The organism is Paracoccus binzhouensis, from assembly GCF_016446475.1.
Taxonomy (GTDB): domain Bacteria; phylum Pseudomonadota; class Alphaproteobacteria; order Rhodobacterales; family Rhodobacteraceae; genus Paracoccus; species Paracoccus binzhouensis.
On the sequence record NZ_JAEHFP010000043.1, the window covers coordinates 18,078 to 33,090 of the forward strand.

General features: G+C 67.6%; 17 protein-coding genes and 1 pseudogene. 7 read left to right on the plus strand and 11 right to left on the minus strand.

All coding sequences use genetic code 11. From position 1 onward, the window contains the following. Nucleotides 1–31: 31 nt before the first annotated feature. The 4 genes from I9P22_RS11660 to I9P22_RS11675 form a co-directional block, all read right to left on the minus strand. Nucleotides 32–406 (minus strand): hypothetical protein, encoded by a 375-nt coding sequence (locus I9P22_RS11660; protein ID WP_199259651.1) that lies wholly within the window; start codon nt 404–406, stop codon nt 32–34. A 107-nt stretch (nt 407–513) separates the two neighbouring features. Next, complete coding sequence (locus I9P22_RS11665) at nt 514–1,335, minus strand: NAD-dependent epimerase/dehydratase family protein (protein WP_199259652.1); 822 nt, start codon at nt 1,333–1,335, stop codon at nt 514–516. Continuing rightward, nucleotides 1,332–2,168, minus strand: coding sequence for a glycosyltransferase (locus I9P22_RS11670; protein WP_408635184.1), 837 nt, complete (start codon nt 2,166–2,168; stop codon nt 1,332–1,334). The genes I9P22_RS11665 and I9P22_RS11670 overlap by 4 nt, the downstream gene beginning before the upstream one ends. Next, on the minus strand, nt 2,165–3,382 hold the full coding sequence (locus I9P22_RS11675) for an NAD-dependent epimerase/dehydratase family protein (protein ID WP_199259653.1): 1,218 nt from the start codon (nt 3,380–3,382) through the stop codon (nt 2,165–2,167). Before I9P22_RS11675 ends, I9P22_RS11670 begins: the two co-directional genes overlap by 4 nt. A 150-nt stretch (nt 3,383–3,532) precedes the next feature. Here I9P22_RS11675 and I9P22_RS11680 point away from each other — a divergent pair, with 150 nt between their 5' ends. The 5 genes from I9P22_RS11680 to I9P22_RS11700 all read left to right on the plus strand — a co-directional run bounded on the left by I9P22_RS11680 (nt 3,533) and on the right by I9P22_RS11700 (nt 7,280). Continuing rightward, nucleotides 3,533–3,979: an RrF2 family transcriptional regulator gene (locus I9P22_RS11680; RefSeq protein ID WP_199259654.1), complete on the plus strand. Its 447-nt coding sequence runs from the start codon at nt 3,533–3,535 to the stop codon at nt 3,977–3,979. Between the two features lie 164 nt (nt 3,980–4,143). Beyond that, complete coding sequence (locus tag I9P22_RS11685; protein WP_199259655.1) at nt 4,144–5,007, plus strand: shikimate dehydrogenase; 864 nt, start codon at nt 4,144–4,146, stop codon at nt 5,005–5,007. A 10-nt stretch (nt 5,008–5,017) separates the two neighbouring features. Further along, a complete protein-coding gene (gene coaE, locus I9P22_RS11690) occupies nt 5,018–5,614 on the plus strand; it encodes a dephospho-CoA kinase (RefSeq protein ID WP_199259656.1) in 597 nt (198 codons plus the stop codon). Then, on the plus strand, nt 5,607–6,326 hold the full coding sequence (gene dnaQ / locus I9P22_RS11695; RefSeq protein WP_199259657.1) for a DNA polymerase III subunit epsilon: 720 nt from the start codon (nt 5,607–5,609) through the stop codon (nt 6,324–6,326). Before coaE ends, dnaQ begins: the two co-directional genes overlap by 8 nt. A gap of 75 nt (nt 6,327–6,401) precedes the next feature. Next, entirely contained in the window at nt 6,402–7,280 is an 879-nt protein-coding gene (locus I9P22_RS11700; protein WP_199259658.1) for a YihY/virulence factor BrkB family protein, read from the plus strand. 52 nt (nt 7,281–7,332) lie between these two features. Here I9P22_RS11700 and I9P22_RS11705 read toward each other — a convergent pair whose 3' ends face one another. The 4 genes from I9P22_RS11705 to I9P22_RS11720 form a co-directional block, all read right to left on the minus strand. After that, the gene (locus I9P22_RS11705; protein WP_199259659.1) at nt 7,333–7,719 is read right to left on the minus strand and encodes an Ig-like domain-containing protein; all 387 of its coding nucleotides are present in this window, start codon (nt 7,717–7,719) and stop codon (nt 7,333–7,335) included. A 113-nt stretch (nt 7,720–7,832) separates the two neighbouring features. Next, entirely contained in the window at nt 7,833–9,614 is a 1,782-nt protein-coding gene (locus I9P22_RS11710) for a sensor histidine kinase (RefSeq protein WP_199259660.1), read from the minus strand. Between the two features lie 8 nt (nt 9,615–9,622). Then, on the minus strand, nt 9,623–10,216 hold the full coding sequence (locus I9P22_RS11715; RefSeq protein ID WP_199259661.1) for an RNA polymerase sigma factor: 594 nt from the start codon (nt 10,214–10,216) through the stop codon (nt 9,623–9,625). Between the two features lie 4 nt (nt 10,217–10,220). Continuing rightward, nucleotides 10,221–10,367 (minus strand): NepR family anti-sigma factor, encoded by a 147-nt coding sequence (locus I9P22_RS11720; RefSeq protein ID WP_199259662.1) that lies wholly within the window; start codon nt 10,365–10,367, stop codon nt 10,221–10,223. Nucleotides 10,368–10,461: 94 nt separating this feature from the next. Between I9P22_RS11720 and I9P22_RS11725 the strand changes: the two genes are divergently transcribed. Beyond that, entirely contained in the window at nt 10,462–11,265 is an 804-nt protein-coding gene (locus I9P22_RS11725; RefSeq protein WP_199259663.1) for a response regulator, read from the plus strand. Nucleotides 11,266–11,355: 90 nt separating this feature from the next. Here I9P22_RS11725 and I9P22_RS11730 read toward each other — a convergent pair whose 3' ends face one another. Both I9P22_RS11730 and I9P22_RS11735 read right to left on the minus strand, forming a co-directional pair. Further along, the gene (locus I9P22_RS11730; protein ID WP_199259664.1) at nt 11,356–12,321 is read right to left on the minus strand and encodes an NAD(P)H-dependent flavin oxidoreductase; all 966 of its coding nucleotides are present in this window, start codon (nt 12,319–12,321) and stop codon (nt 11,356–11,358) included. A gap of 74 nt (nt 12,322–12,395) precedes the next feature. Next, the gene (locus tag I9P22_RS11735; RefSeq protein ID WP_199259665.1) at nt 12,396–13,451 is read right to left on the minus strand and encodes an aldo/keto reductase; all 1,056 of its coding nucleotides are present in this window, start codon (nt 13,449–13,451) and stop codon (nt 12,396–12,398) included. A gap of 198 nt (nt 13,452–13,649) precedes the next feature. Here I9P22_RS11735 and I9P22_RS11740 point away from each other — a divergent pair, with 198 nt between their 5' ends. Then, nucleotides 13,650–14,828: a tyrosine-type recombinase/integrase gene (locus I9P22_RS11740; protein ID WP_199259666.1), complete on the plus strand. Its 1,179-nt coding sequence runs from the start codon at nt 13,650–13,652 to the stop codon at nt 14,826–14,828. A 103-nt stretch (nt 14,829–14,931) separates the two neighbouring features. Here the strand turns inward: I9P22_RS11740 and I9P22_RS11745 are convergent. Continuing rightward, a pseudogene (locus I9P22_RS11745) lies at nt 14,932–15,013 on the minus strand (IS5/IS1182 family transposase); the annotation flags it as partial.

A 15,013-nucleotide genomic window follows, 5' to 3' on the forward strand; every position in this document is an offset into this window, starting at 1 on the left:
GGCGCGACATTAGCGGCCCCGCTGTGGGCTGTCACCCCGCCACGCGCCAGTAGCTGATCGGCATTCGGGTCAGCGGCGACAGCGCCAGCGCGGCGGCGGTCAGGCACAGCAGCGCCGTTCCCGCCAGCCCGGCGACATGGGGCAGCACGAAATGGCAGGGCACGAAGGTCGCGCAGCCGGCCACCAGCGGCACCCAGCCTTCGCAGCGCGAGCGCAGAGCCAGGCCCGCCCCCAGCAGCGCCAGCGCCAGCGTCAGCCAGGACAGCGGGCCGAGGATCTTGTCCAGCATGGCCAGGTCGATCGCCCGCAGCGCGGGCTGCGCCGAGGCGGCGACAGTCGAGCAGGCAAGAAGGAATCCGGCCATGACCGCGAAGGCCAGGCCGCAGAGGATCGAAAGGATGCGCATCGAGAACAGACCCACCGATGAACAACAAAACGCACAAAACCTGTCCGACCATGCGCACAGGGACGGCGCGGCCGCAAGCAGGACGGAACACATCGGCAGAATTCTGCCTAGGGTTGTGTCTCGGTCAGGATTTCAGGCAGTTCCCGCCGCAGCAGCGCCATGCCGCCCGGTTGCCAGCCCAGGGCCTGCAGCCGGGCGCAGAGCGGACGGCGCAGCGGGCCGGGATCGGCGCTGGCGGGCAGGGGGGTGGCGCAGCCGGTCAGGCGGGCGACCTCGGCCAGCAGCTCGCGGCGGTCCAGCACCAGGTCGCTGGCATTGTAGCTGCCGGCCATGGCCGGATCGGCCAGCACCAGCAGCGCGGCGCGGGCCAGGTCGGCGCCGTGCAGCTCGGTCGCGACGCGCGGCGGCGGGGTGATGCCGCGCAGGAAATCCCCGATCAGCCCCACCCATTTCTGCGGCTTGCCCGGCCCGTAGATGCCGGTCGGGCGCAGGCTGGCGGTGCGGAAACCGGGGCTGGCCATGGCGGCCAGCGCCGTCTCGGCATCGGCCTTGACCTGGCCGTAAAGGCTTGTCGGGGCGGGGGAAAGCTCGTCGGGCAGCGCCATGCCCTCGGGATGGCCGTCATGCACGGCGCGCGAGGACAGGAAGATCACCCGGCCGACGCCCTGGTCGCGGGCGGTGCAGAACAGCGCCAGCGAGCCGTCGAGATTGGCGCGGATGAAGCCCTGCGGATCGTCGCCCTCGCCGCCGCGATAGCGGCCGGGACTGTGCTGGAAGGCGGCGTGGATCAGCGCATCTTTTCCTGACAGATCAACGGGCTGGCCCAGGCGCCAGCCGGGCAGGGGGTCGATCTGATGCCCGGCCGCAGCGGCCTCGCGGGCGATCCAGCGGCCGACGAGGCCCGAGGCGCCGGTCAGGGCGATCTTCATGGCCGCGGCGGGTCTGGCAGGTCGCGCGGATCGGGCACCGGGCCGTCACCGGCATGAGCCTGCCACAGCTCGATCAGCGGGCGCAACGCGTCGGCCTTGGCATGATTTTGCCAAGGTTTTTCATACTGATAGTGCAGGACGCGGATGTCCTTCCAGCGCCAGAGTTCGGGCAGGTTCAGCCAGACATATTGCAGCATGTTGTCGAAGACCGGCAAGCCGTGCCAGTTCGGGAAGAAATGTTCCAGAAAGGTCTGGTCGGTGCGGCGCCAGAAGCGGCCGGGCTGGTCGAGCTCGGACAGCATCCGCGCGAAGGTTTCCGGCGACGGGCGCGCCGTGAACACCCCCGAATTCAGGCGGTGGAAATCCGCGAGGCTCTCGTAAACATTTGGCGCGGCTGAAAATTCCGGGTAGTCGAACAGCCGGTCGATGTTTTGCAGCACCAGCGCGTCGGCGTCGATGAAGACCACGCGGGCATAATCCAGCTGCCAGAGCCGCAGCTTGACGAAATTGTCCAAGGGCGTGTGGAAGGGCGGCTTTTCGCCCTTGGTGAAGGGGGCGATGCCATGCACCCGGTCGCGGGCATGCAAGGCGTTGAAATCGCTGGAGGTGGGCAGCAGATCCGCGTGCACCGCGCGTACACCGAGCGTACACAGCCCGTCGATCAGATCTTGCGGCAGCTCGGTATAGAGCAGCACCAGGTCGGCCGTGGTGCCGGTGCGCTTGAGCGACTTGAAGAGCGCCCGCGCGCCGGTGACGTAATCCGGATTGGTCGCCAGCGTGACGAAGGCGCGGTCGGACCGCGCCTTGCCGGTAAGATGCAGTCCCGAACTCACGATACGGAACGCAGCCGCTTGCCCTCGGGGTCGTGCTCGACGCGCCTGGCGATGTCCTTGGTCCAGGCCGAGACCGCCGGCACGCGCGAGCGGTCGATGCGATGGGCGTATTTCCTTGCCACCTCGACCACCTCGGAGAGCAGGCCCTCGGCCAGGGTGATCGGCTGCAGGCCCAGCGCCAGGAACTGGTCGTTCCTGACGACAAGCTCGTTCTCGTCGGCCTCCTTGCGGGGGTTCGGCAGCCAGGCGATCTCGGCGCCGGTCATGCGGGCGACCAGCTCGGCCAGGTCGCGGACGCGGTGGGTCTCGGTCATCTGGTTGAAGATCCGCACCCGCTCGCCCGCCGCCGGCGCATCCTTCAGCGCCAGCTCGATGCAGCGCACCGAATCCTGGATGTGGATGAAGGCGCGGGTCTGGCCGCCGGTGCCGTGCACGGTCAGCGGATAGCCGATGGCGGCCTGGATCAGGAAACGGTTCAGCACCGTGCCGTAATCGCCGTCATAGTCGAAGCGGTTGATCAGCTGCTCGTGCCAGCGGGTCTGGTCGGTATGGGTGCCCCAGACGATGCCCTGATGCAGGTCGGTGATGCGCAGCCCGTCGTTCTGGGCATAGAACTGGAACAGGATCTGATCGAGGCTCTTGGTCATGTGATAGACCGAGCCAGGGCGGGTCGGATAGAGGATCTGCTGCTGGCGCGGGCCGGCGGGCGTGTCGATCTGCACGTCCAGATAGCCCTCGGGGATCGGCGCGCCGATGGTGGAATAGCCATAGACGCCCATGGTGCCCAGATGCACCAGATGCGCGTCGATGCCGGTTTCCACCAGCGCCGCCAGCAGGTTATGCGTCGCGTTGGTGTTGTTGTTGACGGTATAGACCTTGTGGCGGTCGGTCTTCATCGAATAGGGCGCGGCGCGCTGCTCGGCGAAATGGATCACCGCGTCGGGGCGCTGCTCGGCCAGCCAGGCCTTGAGGCGTTCGTATTCCGTGGCCAGGTCCAGCAGGTGGAAATGGATGCGCCGCCCGGTCTGCTGGTGCCAGATCCGGCAGCGCTCCTGGATCGAATCCATCGGGGTCAGCGATTGCACGCCCAGCTCGGTGTCGATCCAGCGCCGCGACAGGTTGTCCACGATATGGATGTCGTGGCCCAGGTCGGACAGATGCAGGGCGGTCGGCCAGCCGACGAACCCGTCGCCGCCAAGAACTGCGATGCGCATGATGGTCTCCTTCTGCTGCGCGGCAGGAATGCGCCGACAATGTGACAAAACTATGACGTTCTTACGATGGTTCCGTGGCGATGCCAGCCCGGCACGCGAAATCTTGCCGAAAACATTGCATGATGTGACAGGGATCACTAAGGATTCGCCATGATCTCGCAGAAAACGAAATATGCGATCAAGGCCCTGATGGCGCTTGCCGACGAGGTCGCCGCCGGCGGCAATGCCCTGACGATCGAGGAGATCGCGCAGCGTTCCGGCGCGCCCAAGCGCTTCCTGGAACATATCATGCTGGAATTGCGCAATGCCGGCTATGTCGGCTCGCGCCGCGGCCGGGCCGGGGGCTATGTGCTGATCAAGCGGCCGGCCGAGATTTCCATCGGCGAATTGCTGCGCCAGGTGGACGGGCCGATCGCGCCGCTGCCCTGCCTGTCGCGGCGGTCCTATCAGCGCTGCGAGGATTGCACCGACGAGGCGAGCTGCCGGCTGCGCAAGATGTTCGGCCAGGTGTTCTGGTCCTATCTGCTGCTGATCGAATCGCTGACGCTGGAGGACCTGGTGGCCGAGGGCGGCCTGCCCGAGATGGGCGTGGCCTGAGGGTCCGGCACGCGAAGGTTGCATTCCTGCCATGGCGACCGGGCAAGGCGGCGATACGGCTTGACCCCGGGGCGGGCGGATAGCAGTTGTGATCCAAACGATCCATCCCACCGATCCATCCCGGGGCGAGGCCCGCCCTGGAAAGCCTCGCAAGGTCCGTCACCATGCCAGACAGCCCCAACCCCCCGAAACCCGCGCCGCCCCGGAACGCCCCCCTGGCCGGGGTGATCGGCTGGCCGGTGGCGCATTCCCGCTCGCCCCGGCTGCACGGGCATTGGCTGGCGCGCCATGGCATCGACGGGCATTACGTGCCGCTGCCGGTGCTGCCCGAGCACCTGGCCGAGGTGCTGCGCGCCATGCCGCGCATGGGCTTCGTCGGCGCCAATGTCACCATCCCGCACAAGGAAAGCGTGCTGGCGCTGGCCGATGTGGTCACCGACCGCGCCGCGCTGATCGGCGCGGCGAACACGCTGATCTTCCGTCCCGACGGCAAGATCCATGCCGACAATACCGACGGCTACGGCTTCATCGCCAATATCCGGCAAAGCGCGCCGGACTGGATCCCGGACCTGGGGCCGGCGGCGGTGATCGGCGCCGGCGGCGCGGCGCGGGCCGTGGTCGCCTCGCTCTTGGAAAGCGGCGTGCCCGAGCTGCGGATTGCCAACCGCACCCGCATCCGGGCCGAGCAGATCAGGGCCGAGTTCGGCGCCAAGGTCGTGGTCTATGACTGGGCGCAGGCCGGCAACATGCTGGAAGGGGCGGTGACGGTGGTGAACGCCACCTCGATGGGCATGGAGGGCAAGGAGGCGCTGCGGGTGCCGCTGGACGCACTGTCGCCCGACGCGCTGGCCACCGACCTGGTCTATACGCCGCTGATGACGCCCTTCCTGGCCGAGGCGCAGGCGCGGGGCTGCGAGATCGTGGACGGGCTGGGGATGCTGTTGCACCAGGCCGCGCCGGGCTTCGAGCGCTGGTTCGGCCAGCGCCCCGAGGTGGACGACGAATTGCGCGCGGCCGTTCTGGCATGAGGACGCGGGCATGAGCTTCCTGCTGGGCCTGACCGGCGGCATCGGCATGGGCAAGTCCACCGCCGCCCGCATGTTCCGCGAGCTGGGTCATCCGGTCTGGGACGCGGATGCGGCCGTGCACCGGCTTTATGCGCCAGGCGGCGCGGCGGTCGCGCCGGTGGCGGCGGCCTTTCCCGGCGTGCTGCGAGAGGGCGGCATCGACCGCGCGGCGCTGCGCGAGCGGCTGGCGGCCGATCCCGGCGGATTTGCCCGGCTGGAAGCCATCGTGCATCCGCTGGTGGCCGAGGATCGCGCCGCATTCATCGCCGCGCATCGGGAGGCGCCCATCGTGGTGCTGGACATCCCGCTGCTGTTCGAGGGCGGGTCGCAGGCGGCGATGGATGGTGTGGCCGTGGTCTCGGCCCCGGCCGAGGTGCAGCGGGCCCGGGTGCTGGCCCGCCCCGGCATGACCGAGGAGAACTTCCGCATGATCCTGGCGCGGCAGATGCCGGATGCGGAAAAGCGGGCGCGGGCCGACTGGGTGATCCCCTCGGACACGCCGGAGGGCGCGCGTGCCGCCATCGTGGACATCTGCGCCCGGATCATGGCAGAACGCGACCATGCGTGAGATCGTCCTGGATACCGAAACCACCGGCTTCGACCCCGATACCGGCGACCGCATCGTCGAGATCGGCGCGGTCGAGCTGATGAACCACCTGCCCACGGGCCGGACCTTCCACGTCTATATCAACCCCGAGCGCCCGATGCCGCAGGAGGCCTTCGAGGTGCACGGGCTCGGCGACGACTTCCTGCGCGACAAGCCGAAATTCGCCGAGATCGCGGCGGATTTCATCGCCTTCATCGGCGAGGAGGCGCGGCTGGTGATCCACAATGCCGGCTTCGACATGAAATTCCTGAATGCCGAGCTGCGGCTTTGCGGCTATCCGGTGATGCCCTACAGCCGCGCGGTCGACACGCTGGAAATCGCCCGCAGCCAGTTCCCCGGCGCGCAGAACTCGCTGGACGCGCTGTGCCGGCGCTTCCGCATCGACAACTCGAACCGCACGCTGCACGGCGCGCTGCTGGACAGCGAATTGCTGGCCGAAGTCTATCTGGCGCTGCGCGGCGGCCGCCAGCCGGGGCTGGTGCTGGACAGCGGGCCGCTGCGCGCGGGCTCGGGGCCGGACATCCAGGCCCAGGGCACGGCGCGGCGCGGCCCGCGGCCCCGGCCGCTTGCCCCCCGCATCACCGAGGCCGAGGCCGAGGCCCATGCCGCTTTCGTGGCGAAACTGGGCGAAAAGGCGGTCTGGCTGCGCTATGGCGGCGGTGAAAACCTGTAGGCACGCGGGAACCTGTCCAAAGGGAAACGGGGTTCCTCTGCAGGCCGGCGACCGGAACGGGAAGAGGACGGAACAGTGATCAGGGATTGGTGGCGGTTCATCCTGGCAATCTTCGAGCGGATGGACAGGATCCACATGAGCCTGATCGCGGCGGGCGTCGCCTTCTATGCCATGTTCGCGGTCTTTCCCGGCCTGGCGGCGCTTTTCGCGCTGTGGGGGCTGTGGTACGACCCGCAGGTGATCGAGCAATATGTCCACGCCACCGACGATTTCATCCCCTCGAGCGCGGCGGACATCATCTATGGCCAGATCAGCGCGCTGGTGGCGGCCGGGCGCACGCAGTTGGGCTGGACCACGGCGATTTCCTTCCTGATCGCCACCGTCTCGGCCCGGGCCGGGGTGGACGGGCTGATCCGCGGCCTGAACGCGGCGCATGGCGTGCGCTCGCATTCGACGGTGATGGGCTTCGTGCTGGCCTATGTGCTGACGCTGGTTATCGTCGCGGTGATCGCCCTGGGACTGGCCACGATCATCGCTCTGCCCATCGCCTTCAACCTGCTGCCCGGCATGCCGCTGCCCGCCTGGCTGAACGGCGCGCTGCCCTGGATGGCGATCTTCTTCATCGTGCTGGTGGTGATCGGCATCCTGTATCGCTATGGGCCGAACGTGAAGACGCCGCGCACCGCGATCTTCACCTGGGGCTCGCTGTTCGCGGCGCTGGCCTGGGCGGCGGCCTCATACGGGTTCTCGGCCTATCTGGCCAGCTTCAACAGCTACAACCGCATCTATGGCTCGATCGGCGCGGTGATCGCGCTGCTCATGTGGTTCTATCTGGGCGGGTTCTCGGTGATGCTGGGGGCGCTTCTGAACCTGGAGCTGGCCCGCCGCCGCCGCTTCATCGCCGCGAAGAAGCTGCGGCAGGCGGCGCGCGAGGGCAGCGCGCCCGGCGAATAGGGGCGGCGCGGCCACCGCCCCCAATTGCCGCGTCCGAACTATCGCGCCCGGATTATCGCACGGTGACGGTGATGCAGCCGGAAAGCGTCTTGCCGCTGATTTCCGGGGCCTTGTTCCGGGTGCAGAACTTGTCCGACCCCCTGAAGCCCTGCGCCGGCGTGTAGACCAGCCCCTCGCCGGGCGCGATGCCAAGCTTGCCATGGCTGGGGGCCTTGGTCAGAACCACCTCGGTTGCGGGGGTTCGGGTCTTCCTGACATCGTCGATGAAGCCCGGGAAACTGATGCGGCACACCTTGTCGGCCGCCGTCATCTCGAATTTTCCGGCGCCCTTGCCGCTTCCCCAGCCCCGGCCGTTGCTGCCGGTGCATTCCGCCTGTGCGGCAGATGCCGCGAACAGGGCCGCAAGGAAAAATGTGCCGAGAGTGAACCTGATACGCATGACAATCCTCCGAAAGCGCCGGCTGAATAGGCCGGAACGCCATCCCATCCTGTCACGAAAACGTGAGAACGCAACGGTTTTCGATGCAGTGCCCCCCCGCAGGCGCCGCCGGCCTAGTGCCGCGACCCCGGCCGCGCCGCCGAGGTCAGCACCACGCGCGGCATCTCGGCCGGCTCGCGCTTATGCAGGTTCTCGACCCGGAAGCGCAGCCGCAAGAGGTAGCGACCGGCGTCCATCTCCTGCTCGGCCTCGCCTTCCAGCTGGGTGGCGAAGGCTTCGATCAGCTGGCTGCCCAGGCCGGTGCTTTCGGCCAGGCTGGCGGCGCCGACCGAGTTCTCGACCTCCAGCACCGCATGGCGCGGCCCGTCCATGCCCAGCCGCACCCGCACCCAGGGCGCGGCGCCGGGATCGGTGACGCCGGAATATTTCAGGGCGTTGGTGAAGGCCTCGGTCGCCAGCAGCGTCAGCGGCACGGCCTGGTCGGGCATCAGCACCAGCGGCTCGAGCTCGGTCTCGATGCGCAACCCGGCGCCGGGCCCGACCGAGGCATTGGCCATCTGGTTGATGATGTCGCGGATGAGCCGGTCGGCCTCGACCGAATCCAGGTGCTCGGCCTGGTAGAGGTTGCGATAGATCGTCGCCAGCGAGGCCACCCGATCCTGGACCGAGCGCAGCACCCGGCGGGCATCGTCGTGGTCGATCACCCGGATCTGCATGTTGATGATCGAGGCGATCAGCTGCAGGTTGTTCTTGACCCGGTGATGCACCTCTTTCAGCAGCACGGTCTTTTCGTTGACCGAAGCCTCCATCGCCTCCTCGTCGCGGATCAGGATGCGGGCCATGTTGTGGAAGGTCTGGCTCATGTCCTCGATCTCGGCCGGGGCGTCGGCCAGCACCGGCGGCGGCGCCGAACGGTCGCCGATGGCGAAGCGGCGCATCTGGCCGCGCAGCTCGCGGATATGGCGCAGGACTAGGCGATAGACGGCGAAATAGGCCACCGCCAGCGAGGCGGCCCAGAGGATCAGCGGCAGGATCAGCGCCGTGCGCCGGGTGATGTCGATGCCGGTGATGCCAGATTCGGCGCGGTTCCACGAGCCCAGCGCATAGACGAGGCCAGGCACCACCGGCACGACGCTGAACACCCGCCGCTCGCCGGAATTGGAATAGTCGCGGAAGGTGGTCTCGCTGCGCGACAGCAGCGAGGTCAGCGACTTGCCGCGCGGCAGCACCTGTTCCAGGTCGCCCCCGGCCTCGCGGTCGGTGGACAGGACCTGGCCCTGGTTGTTGAAGGTCAGGACGCGCGCACCGTCGGTGCCCAGGCCCGAGACATGGGTCGAGCGCAGCAGGTCATGCGACATCGACACGCCGACGAAGCCCAGAAGCTCGACCCCGCGGTAGAGCGGCTGGATGACCAGCACCACCGACTGGCCGGTGACCGGCCCGTCCGCGGTGCTGGTGACCAGGGTACCGGGGCTGTCGCGGAACTGCTGGAAGGCGGCCTGCTGCGACAGGTCGTGCACGCCCGGGACCGAGGAGCATTCGGTGATCCCGTCCAGCCGGGTGAAGCCGGCATAGACGAAGTTCACCGTGCGCTGCACGAAGCCGCGCATGATGTCGGAACAGGCCTGCGGCCGGTCCATGGTTTCCAGCACCGCCGGACCCAGCGCGTCGGCGGTGCCGAGCGCGCTTTGCAGCAGCGCGCGTTCGCCGGCGGCGGCGGTGGCGGTGCGGCCGAGAAGCGCGATTTCCGAGCTGCGCTCGTATTCGCGCGACAGGTGCAGGGTCTGGATGACCGAGATCAGGCCGATGGGCAGGATCGCCACCGACAGCAGCCCGCCCAGCCGGAAGCCCAGACCCTTGGTGAATTCCAGCCTGTCCAGGAAGCGGCGCAGCACGGGGCGCCTCAGCGCAGGATCGGGGTGTTCTGCGCCATGACCGCCAGGGTGGCGCGGTCGGTCATCTCGAATTCCTCGCCTTCCTCGAGATGCAGCAGCTCGGCCAGCCGGCGGCGGCCGCGATTGGCCCGCGACTTGACGGTGCCCACCGCGACGCCGGTCATCGCCGCCGCCTCCTCGTAGGAGAAGCCCGAGGCGCCGACCAGGATCAGCGCCTCGCGCTGTTCGTCGGGCAGCTTGTCGAAGGCGGCGCGGAAATCGTTCAGAGCCAGGCGGCCGTCATGTTCGGGGCGGGTGGCCTGACGGGCGGCGTGGATGCCGTCGGTGTCGCTGACCTCGCGCCGGGTCTTGCGGCGGGCGGAATAGAAGGTGTTGCGCAGGATGGTGAACAGCCAGGCCCGCAGGTTGGTGCCGGGCTGGAACTTGTCGATATGCGTCCAGGCCTTGACGATGGTGTCCTGCACGAGGTCGTCAGCCGAAGCCCCCTCGCGCGTCAGCGACAGCGCGAAGGCGCGCAGGGCCGGCAGGTGCTCGACCAGCTCGTCCCGAGGGTCGCCATGGGCGTCGGAACGGGCGGTTTGCGCCGCTTTGCGATCGGTCATGCAGTTACTCCTGCTCGCGCAATTTATCGAGCAATTGCAGGAACCTGTCGGGAATCTGCTGGGTTGCGTCCTGCTCGTAGACCCGGCGCAGATTCTCGTCGATCTGCTTCTCGATGGCCGCCTGCCTGCGTTCCTCACGCCTGGTATTCATTTTTTAGTTATTCCCGAAAATCTTGTGCGCACCTTGCCTAACCGTTAGGTATCCGGTCAAGTTCCAACAGATGCCGTCTTTTTTCGAGGTAGCCATGACCGCAGCGGATCTCGCCCAGTCCATCAGCCGAGAGCTGCCCTATCTGCGTCGCTATGCCCGCGCGCTGACCGGCAGCCAGACCGCCGGCGACAACTATGCCGCCGCCACGCTGGAAGCCATCCTGACCGACCGCAGCCTGATGGATGGCGAGGATACCCGCATCGGGCTGTTCCGCACCTTCCACGCCATCTGGCAAAGCTCGGGCCAGCCGGTCGAGCAGGAGACCCAGACCCCGCGCGAGGCCCGCGCCCAGGCGCATCTGCGCGGCCTGACCCCCAATTCGCGCGAGGCGCTGCTGCTGCGCACCATCGAGGAGCTGCGCTACGACCAGATCGCCGCGGTCATGCAATGCCCGCAGACCGAGGCCGAGGAGCTGGTGCAGATCGCCCTGAGCGAGATGGGCCGGGCGCTGAGCGGCAAGGTCATGGTGATCGAGGACGAAACCATCATCGCCATGGACCTGAAGGGCATCGTGCAGGCCATGGGCCATGACGTGACCGGCATCGCCCGCACCCACAAGACCGCGGTCGAGCTGGCGCATCAGAGCCGCCCGGACCTGATCCTGGCCGACATCCAGCTGGCCGACGGCTCGTCCGGCATCGACGCGGTGAACGAGCTTCTGGCCGACATGGGCGACATCCCGGTGATCTTCATCACCGCCTTCCCCGAGCGGCTCTTGACCGGCGACCGGCCGGAGCCGGCCTTCCTGATCTCGAAACCCTATTCCGAGGAGCAGGTGCGCTCGGCGGTGAGCCAGGCGATGTTCTTCGCCTCGACCGAGGGGCTGGCGGTTTCCTGAAGCGCCGCGCCGGGTGGCGCGGTCGCGGGGGGTATTTGAAGAGCAAAGAAGCCGCGGGCCTGGGGCGCGCGGCTTTTCCTTTGGAGGCCGTCAGGCGCAGAGGGCGGCGCGGGCTTCGGCATGTTCCCGGGCCAGGCGGTCGATCAGCGCCGCCGCCGGCACCACCTCGCGCACCGCACCGATGCCCTGGCCCGAGCCCCAGATCTGGCTCCAGGCCTTGGGGCGAGGGGAGTTTTCATCGAAACTCATGTCCGAGACGTCGCCGCGTTCCAGCCGGTCCGGGTCGAGCCCGGCGGCGCGGATCGAGGGCGCGAGGTAATTGCCCGAAACCCCGGTAAAGAGCGAGGAGGTGACCACGTCCTCGGCCCCGGAGTCCACGATCATGCGCTTGTATTCGGCGGGAGCGTTGGCTTCTTCGGTGGCGATGAAGGGGCTGCCGACATAGGCGAGGTCGGCACCCATGGCCTGGGCCGCCAGCACCGCGCGGCCGGTGGCGATGGCGCCGGACAGCAGCAGCGGACCGGCGAACCAGGCGCGGATCTCCTGCACCAGGGCAAAGGGCGATTGCGGGCCGACATGGCCGCCGGCGCCCGCCGCCACGGCGATGAGGCCGTCGGCGCCCTTCTCGATCGCCTTCCTGGCGAAGCTGTCGTTGATGACGTCGTGCAGGGCGATGCCGCCGCAATCATGCGCCGCCGCGTTCACCTCGGGCCGGGCGCCGAGGCTGGTGATCCAGATCGGCACCCGGTGCCTGTGGCAGATCTCGATGTCGCGCTGCAGCCGCGCGTTCGAGCGATGCACGATCTGGTTCACCGCGAAGGGCGCCGCCGGACGGTCGGGATTGGCCTGGTTGTGACGGTCGAGTTCCTCGGCGATCCGGGTCAGCCAGGCGTCGAGCAGCGGCGGCTCGCCGTCCTTTTCGCGGGCGTTCAGCGCCGGGAAGCTGCCGACGATGCCGGCCTTGCATTGCGCGATCACCAGATCGGGGCCCGAGACGATGAACATCGGCGAGGCGACGACGGGAATGCGCAGGTCGGCAAGGATGGGCGGCAGCATGGTTTCTCCTCCGGTCGGGTCGCGGGCAGATTGCCCGCCCCCGGCGGCGCTGCCAACGGTTCCGTCGCGTCGGCTCAATAGGGCATGGGATGGGCGCGGTGCAGCCGGTCGATGCGCCGCAGCGCCTCGTCGGACAGCACCAGCTCCAGGCCGGCGAGCAGGTGGTCGAGCTGCGCCGTATCGGTGGCGCCGATGATCGGGATCGACGGGAACGGCCGCTGCCGGGTGAAGGCGATGGCCATGTGGATCGGGTCCAGCCCCAGCTCGGCCGCCAGCTTCAGCCAGGCCGCGACGGCCTCGATGGCGCGGTCGGTGCGGCGGCCGCCCAGGTTGCCCAGGCCGCCGGTCTCGACATCGACCGCCGCCCGGCTGCCCGGCGGGTTGCCGCCGTCCTGGTATTTGCCGGTCAGCAGTCCCGCCGCCAGCGGCGAATAGGCGAGCAGCGTTACCCGCTCGTTCACCGCAAGCTCGGCCAGGTCGGTGTCGAAAGCGCGGTAGAGCAGGGAATATTCGTTCTGGACCGCCGCGACGCGGGGCGCGCCCAGCCGCTCGGCCGTGTCGATCCAGCGCGCCGTGCCCCAGGCGGATTCGTTGGAAAGGCCGAAGGCACGGATCTTGCCGGCCCGCTGCAGATCGGCCGCCGCTTCCAGCACATCCGCCATATGCGCCAGCGTCGCGGCGCGGTCCTGCTGCGAAGGGTCGTAGCGCCAGTTCTGGCGAAAGGCGTAGCTGCCGCGCAGCGGCCAGTGCAGCTGGTAGAGGTCGATATGATCGGTCCTGAGCCGCTTCAGCGAGGCATCGACGGTCCGGCGCAGGATGGCGCCGTCATAGCCTTCGGGTCGGACGGTGCCGCTGGGGCCGGTGACCTTGGTGGCGATCTGCACCCGGTCGCGGCCGCCGCGCGCGGCCAGCCAGTCGCCGACGATCTCCTCGCTGCGGCCGACGGTCTCGCGCCGGACCGGGTTCACCGGATACATCTCGGCCGTGTCGAAGAAGCTGACGCCGGCCGCCAGGGCCCTGTCCATCTGGGCATGGGCCTCGGCAGCGCCGGTCTGGTTGCCGAAGGTCATCGTGCCCAGGCAGACCCCGCTGACCGAAACGCCGCTGTCGCCAAGCTCCATCATCCGCATCCCTGGTTCCTTTTCGGATATGGCGGAAGAGAGTGACCGCTTCCGCCATATCCGGCACGTTCCCTAACATTCCGCATCAATTTGATTTTATTGACAAGTGTTCGTTTCTGTGTTCCGCTATGTTCCGTGAATGTTCACGGTAATCCGGTGCCAAATGGGGGACGCAAAAATGGGCAAAAAGGTTATACGGAGGATTGCATGAGAAGGCCAGCCAAGGCGCTCAGCGCACGGTTCGTGCAGACCGTCACCGAGCCGGGAAAATTCTTCGACGGGCACGGGCTGATCCTTCGCGTGGACGCACATGGGAACAAGTCCTGGGTGCAACGGATCGTCATCCAAGGCAAGCGCCGAGAGCTGGGGCTGGGCAGCGTCGATTTCGTCTCGCTGGCCGAGGCTCGCGCCGCTGCCTATGAAAACCGCAAGCTGGCTCGGTCGGGCGGTGATCCGCTGCAAGACCGCCGTGCGCAGCGCCAGATCCAGACATTCGAGGAAGCGGCCCGCGCGATCTACGAAATGCTCAAGCCGACCTGGAAGAACGAGAAACATGCCGGCCAGTTCATCAGCACGTTGGAGACCTATGTGTTCCCGACCATGGGCAGGACCAAGGTTTCGGACGTGACCAGCGCCGATGTGCTGGACGTGCTGCGCCCGATCTGGGTGGAGAAGGCCGAGACCGCCTCGCGCGTTCGGCAGCGGATTTCCAAGGTGATGAAATGGGGCATCGCCCAAGGCTGGCGCAAGGACAACCCGGCCATCGGCATATCCGACGCCCTGCCCAAGCAGACGGCGCCCCGGCTGCGGCGCAAGGCCATGGACTATGCCGAGGTGCCCACGTTCCTGTCGGCGCTGCACGGGTCGCAGGCGGGCCTATCCACGCGCCTCTGCCTTGAGTTCCTGATCCTGACCTGCGCCCGCTCACTGGAAGCGCGCGGCGCCTGCTGGGATGAGATCGACTTCGAGGCAAAGGCCTGGAACGTGCCGGCCGACCGAATGAAGATGAAGCGCCCCCATCGGGTGCCCCTGTCGCGCCGGGCGCTGGCCATTCTCAAGGAAGCCGAGGGGCTGAAAGAGGGGGCCTTCATCTTCCCCGGCACCAAGCCCGGCAAGATGCTGTCCGACATGACCCTTTCCAAGCTGGTGAAGGAACTCAGCTTCCCCGTGGACGTGCACGGCTTCCGCACGTCGTTCAGAACGTGGACGCAGGAACAGACGAATTTCCCGAACGACATCGCCGAGCGGGCCTTGGCGCATATCGTCGGCAGCGATGTGGAACGTGCCTATGCCCGCTCCGACCTGTTCGAGAAGCGGCGCAAGATGATGGAAGCGTGGGCCGGGTATCTGGCCGAGAAACGAGACAATGTCGTGAGGATTGGGTGATGCTGGAAGTTGAAGGATACATCTCATTGCGCCGGCTGTCCTCAAGGCTGGGGTTTTATCTCCAAGAGAGAGTGGCCGACTGGCGCGAGACCAATAAACTAGGTCATGTTGACAAATGGCGAAGCCAGAGCCTGATGCAGGCGATGTCGATGAAGCCGAGGAAACTGTCTGCGGTTTTGTCGTAG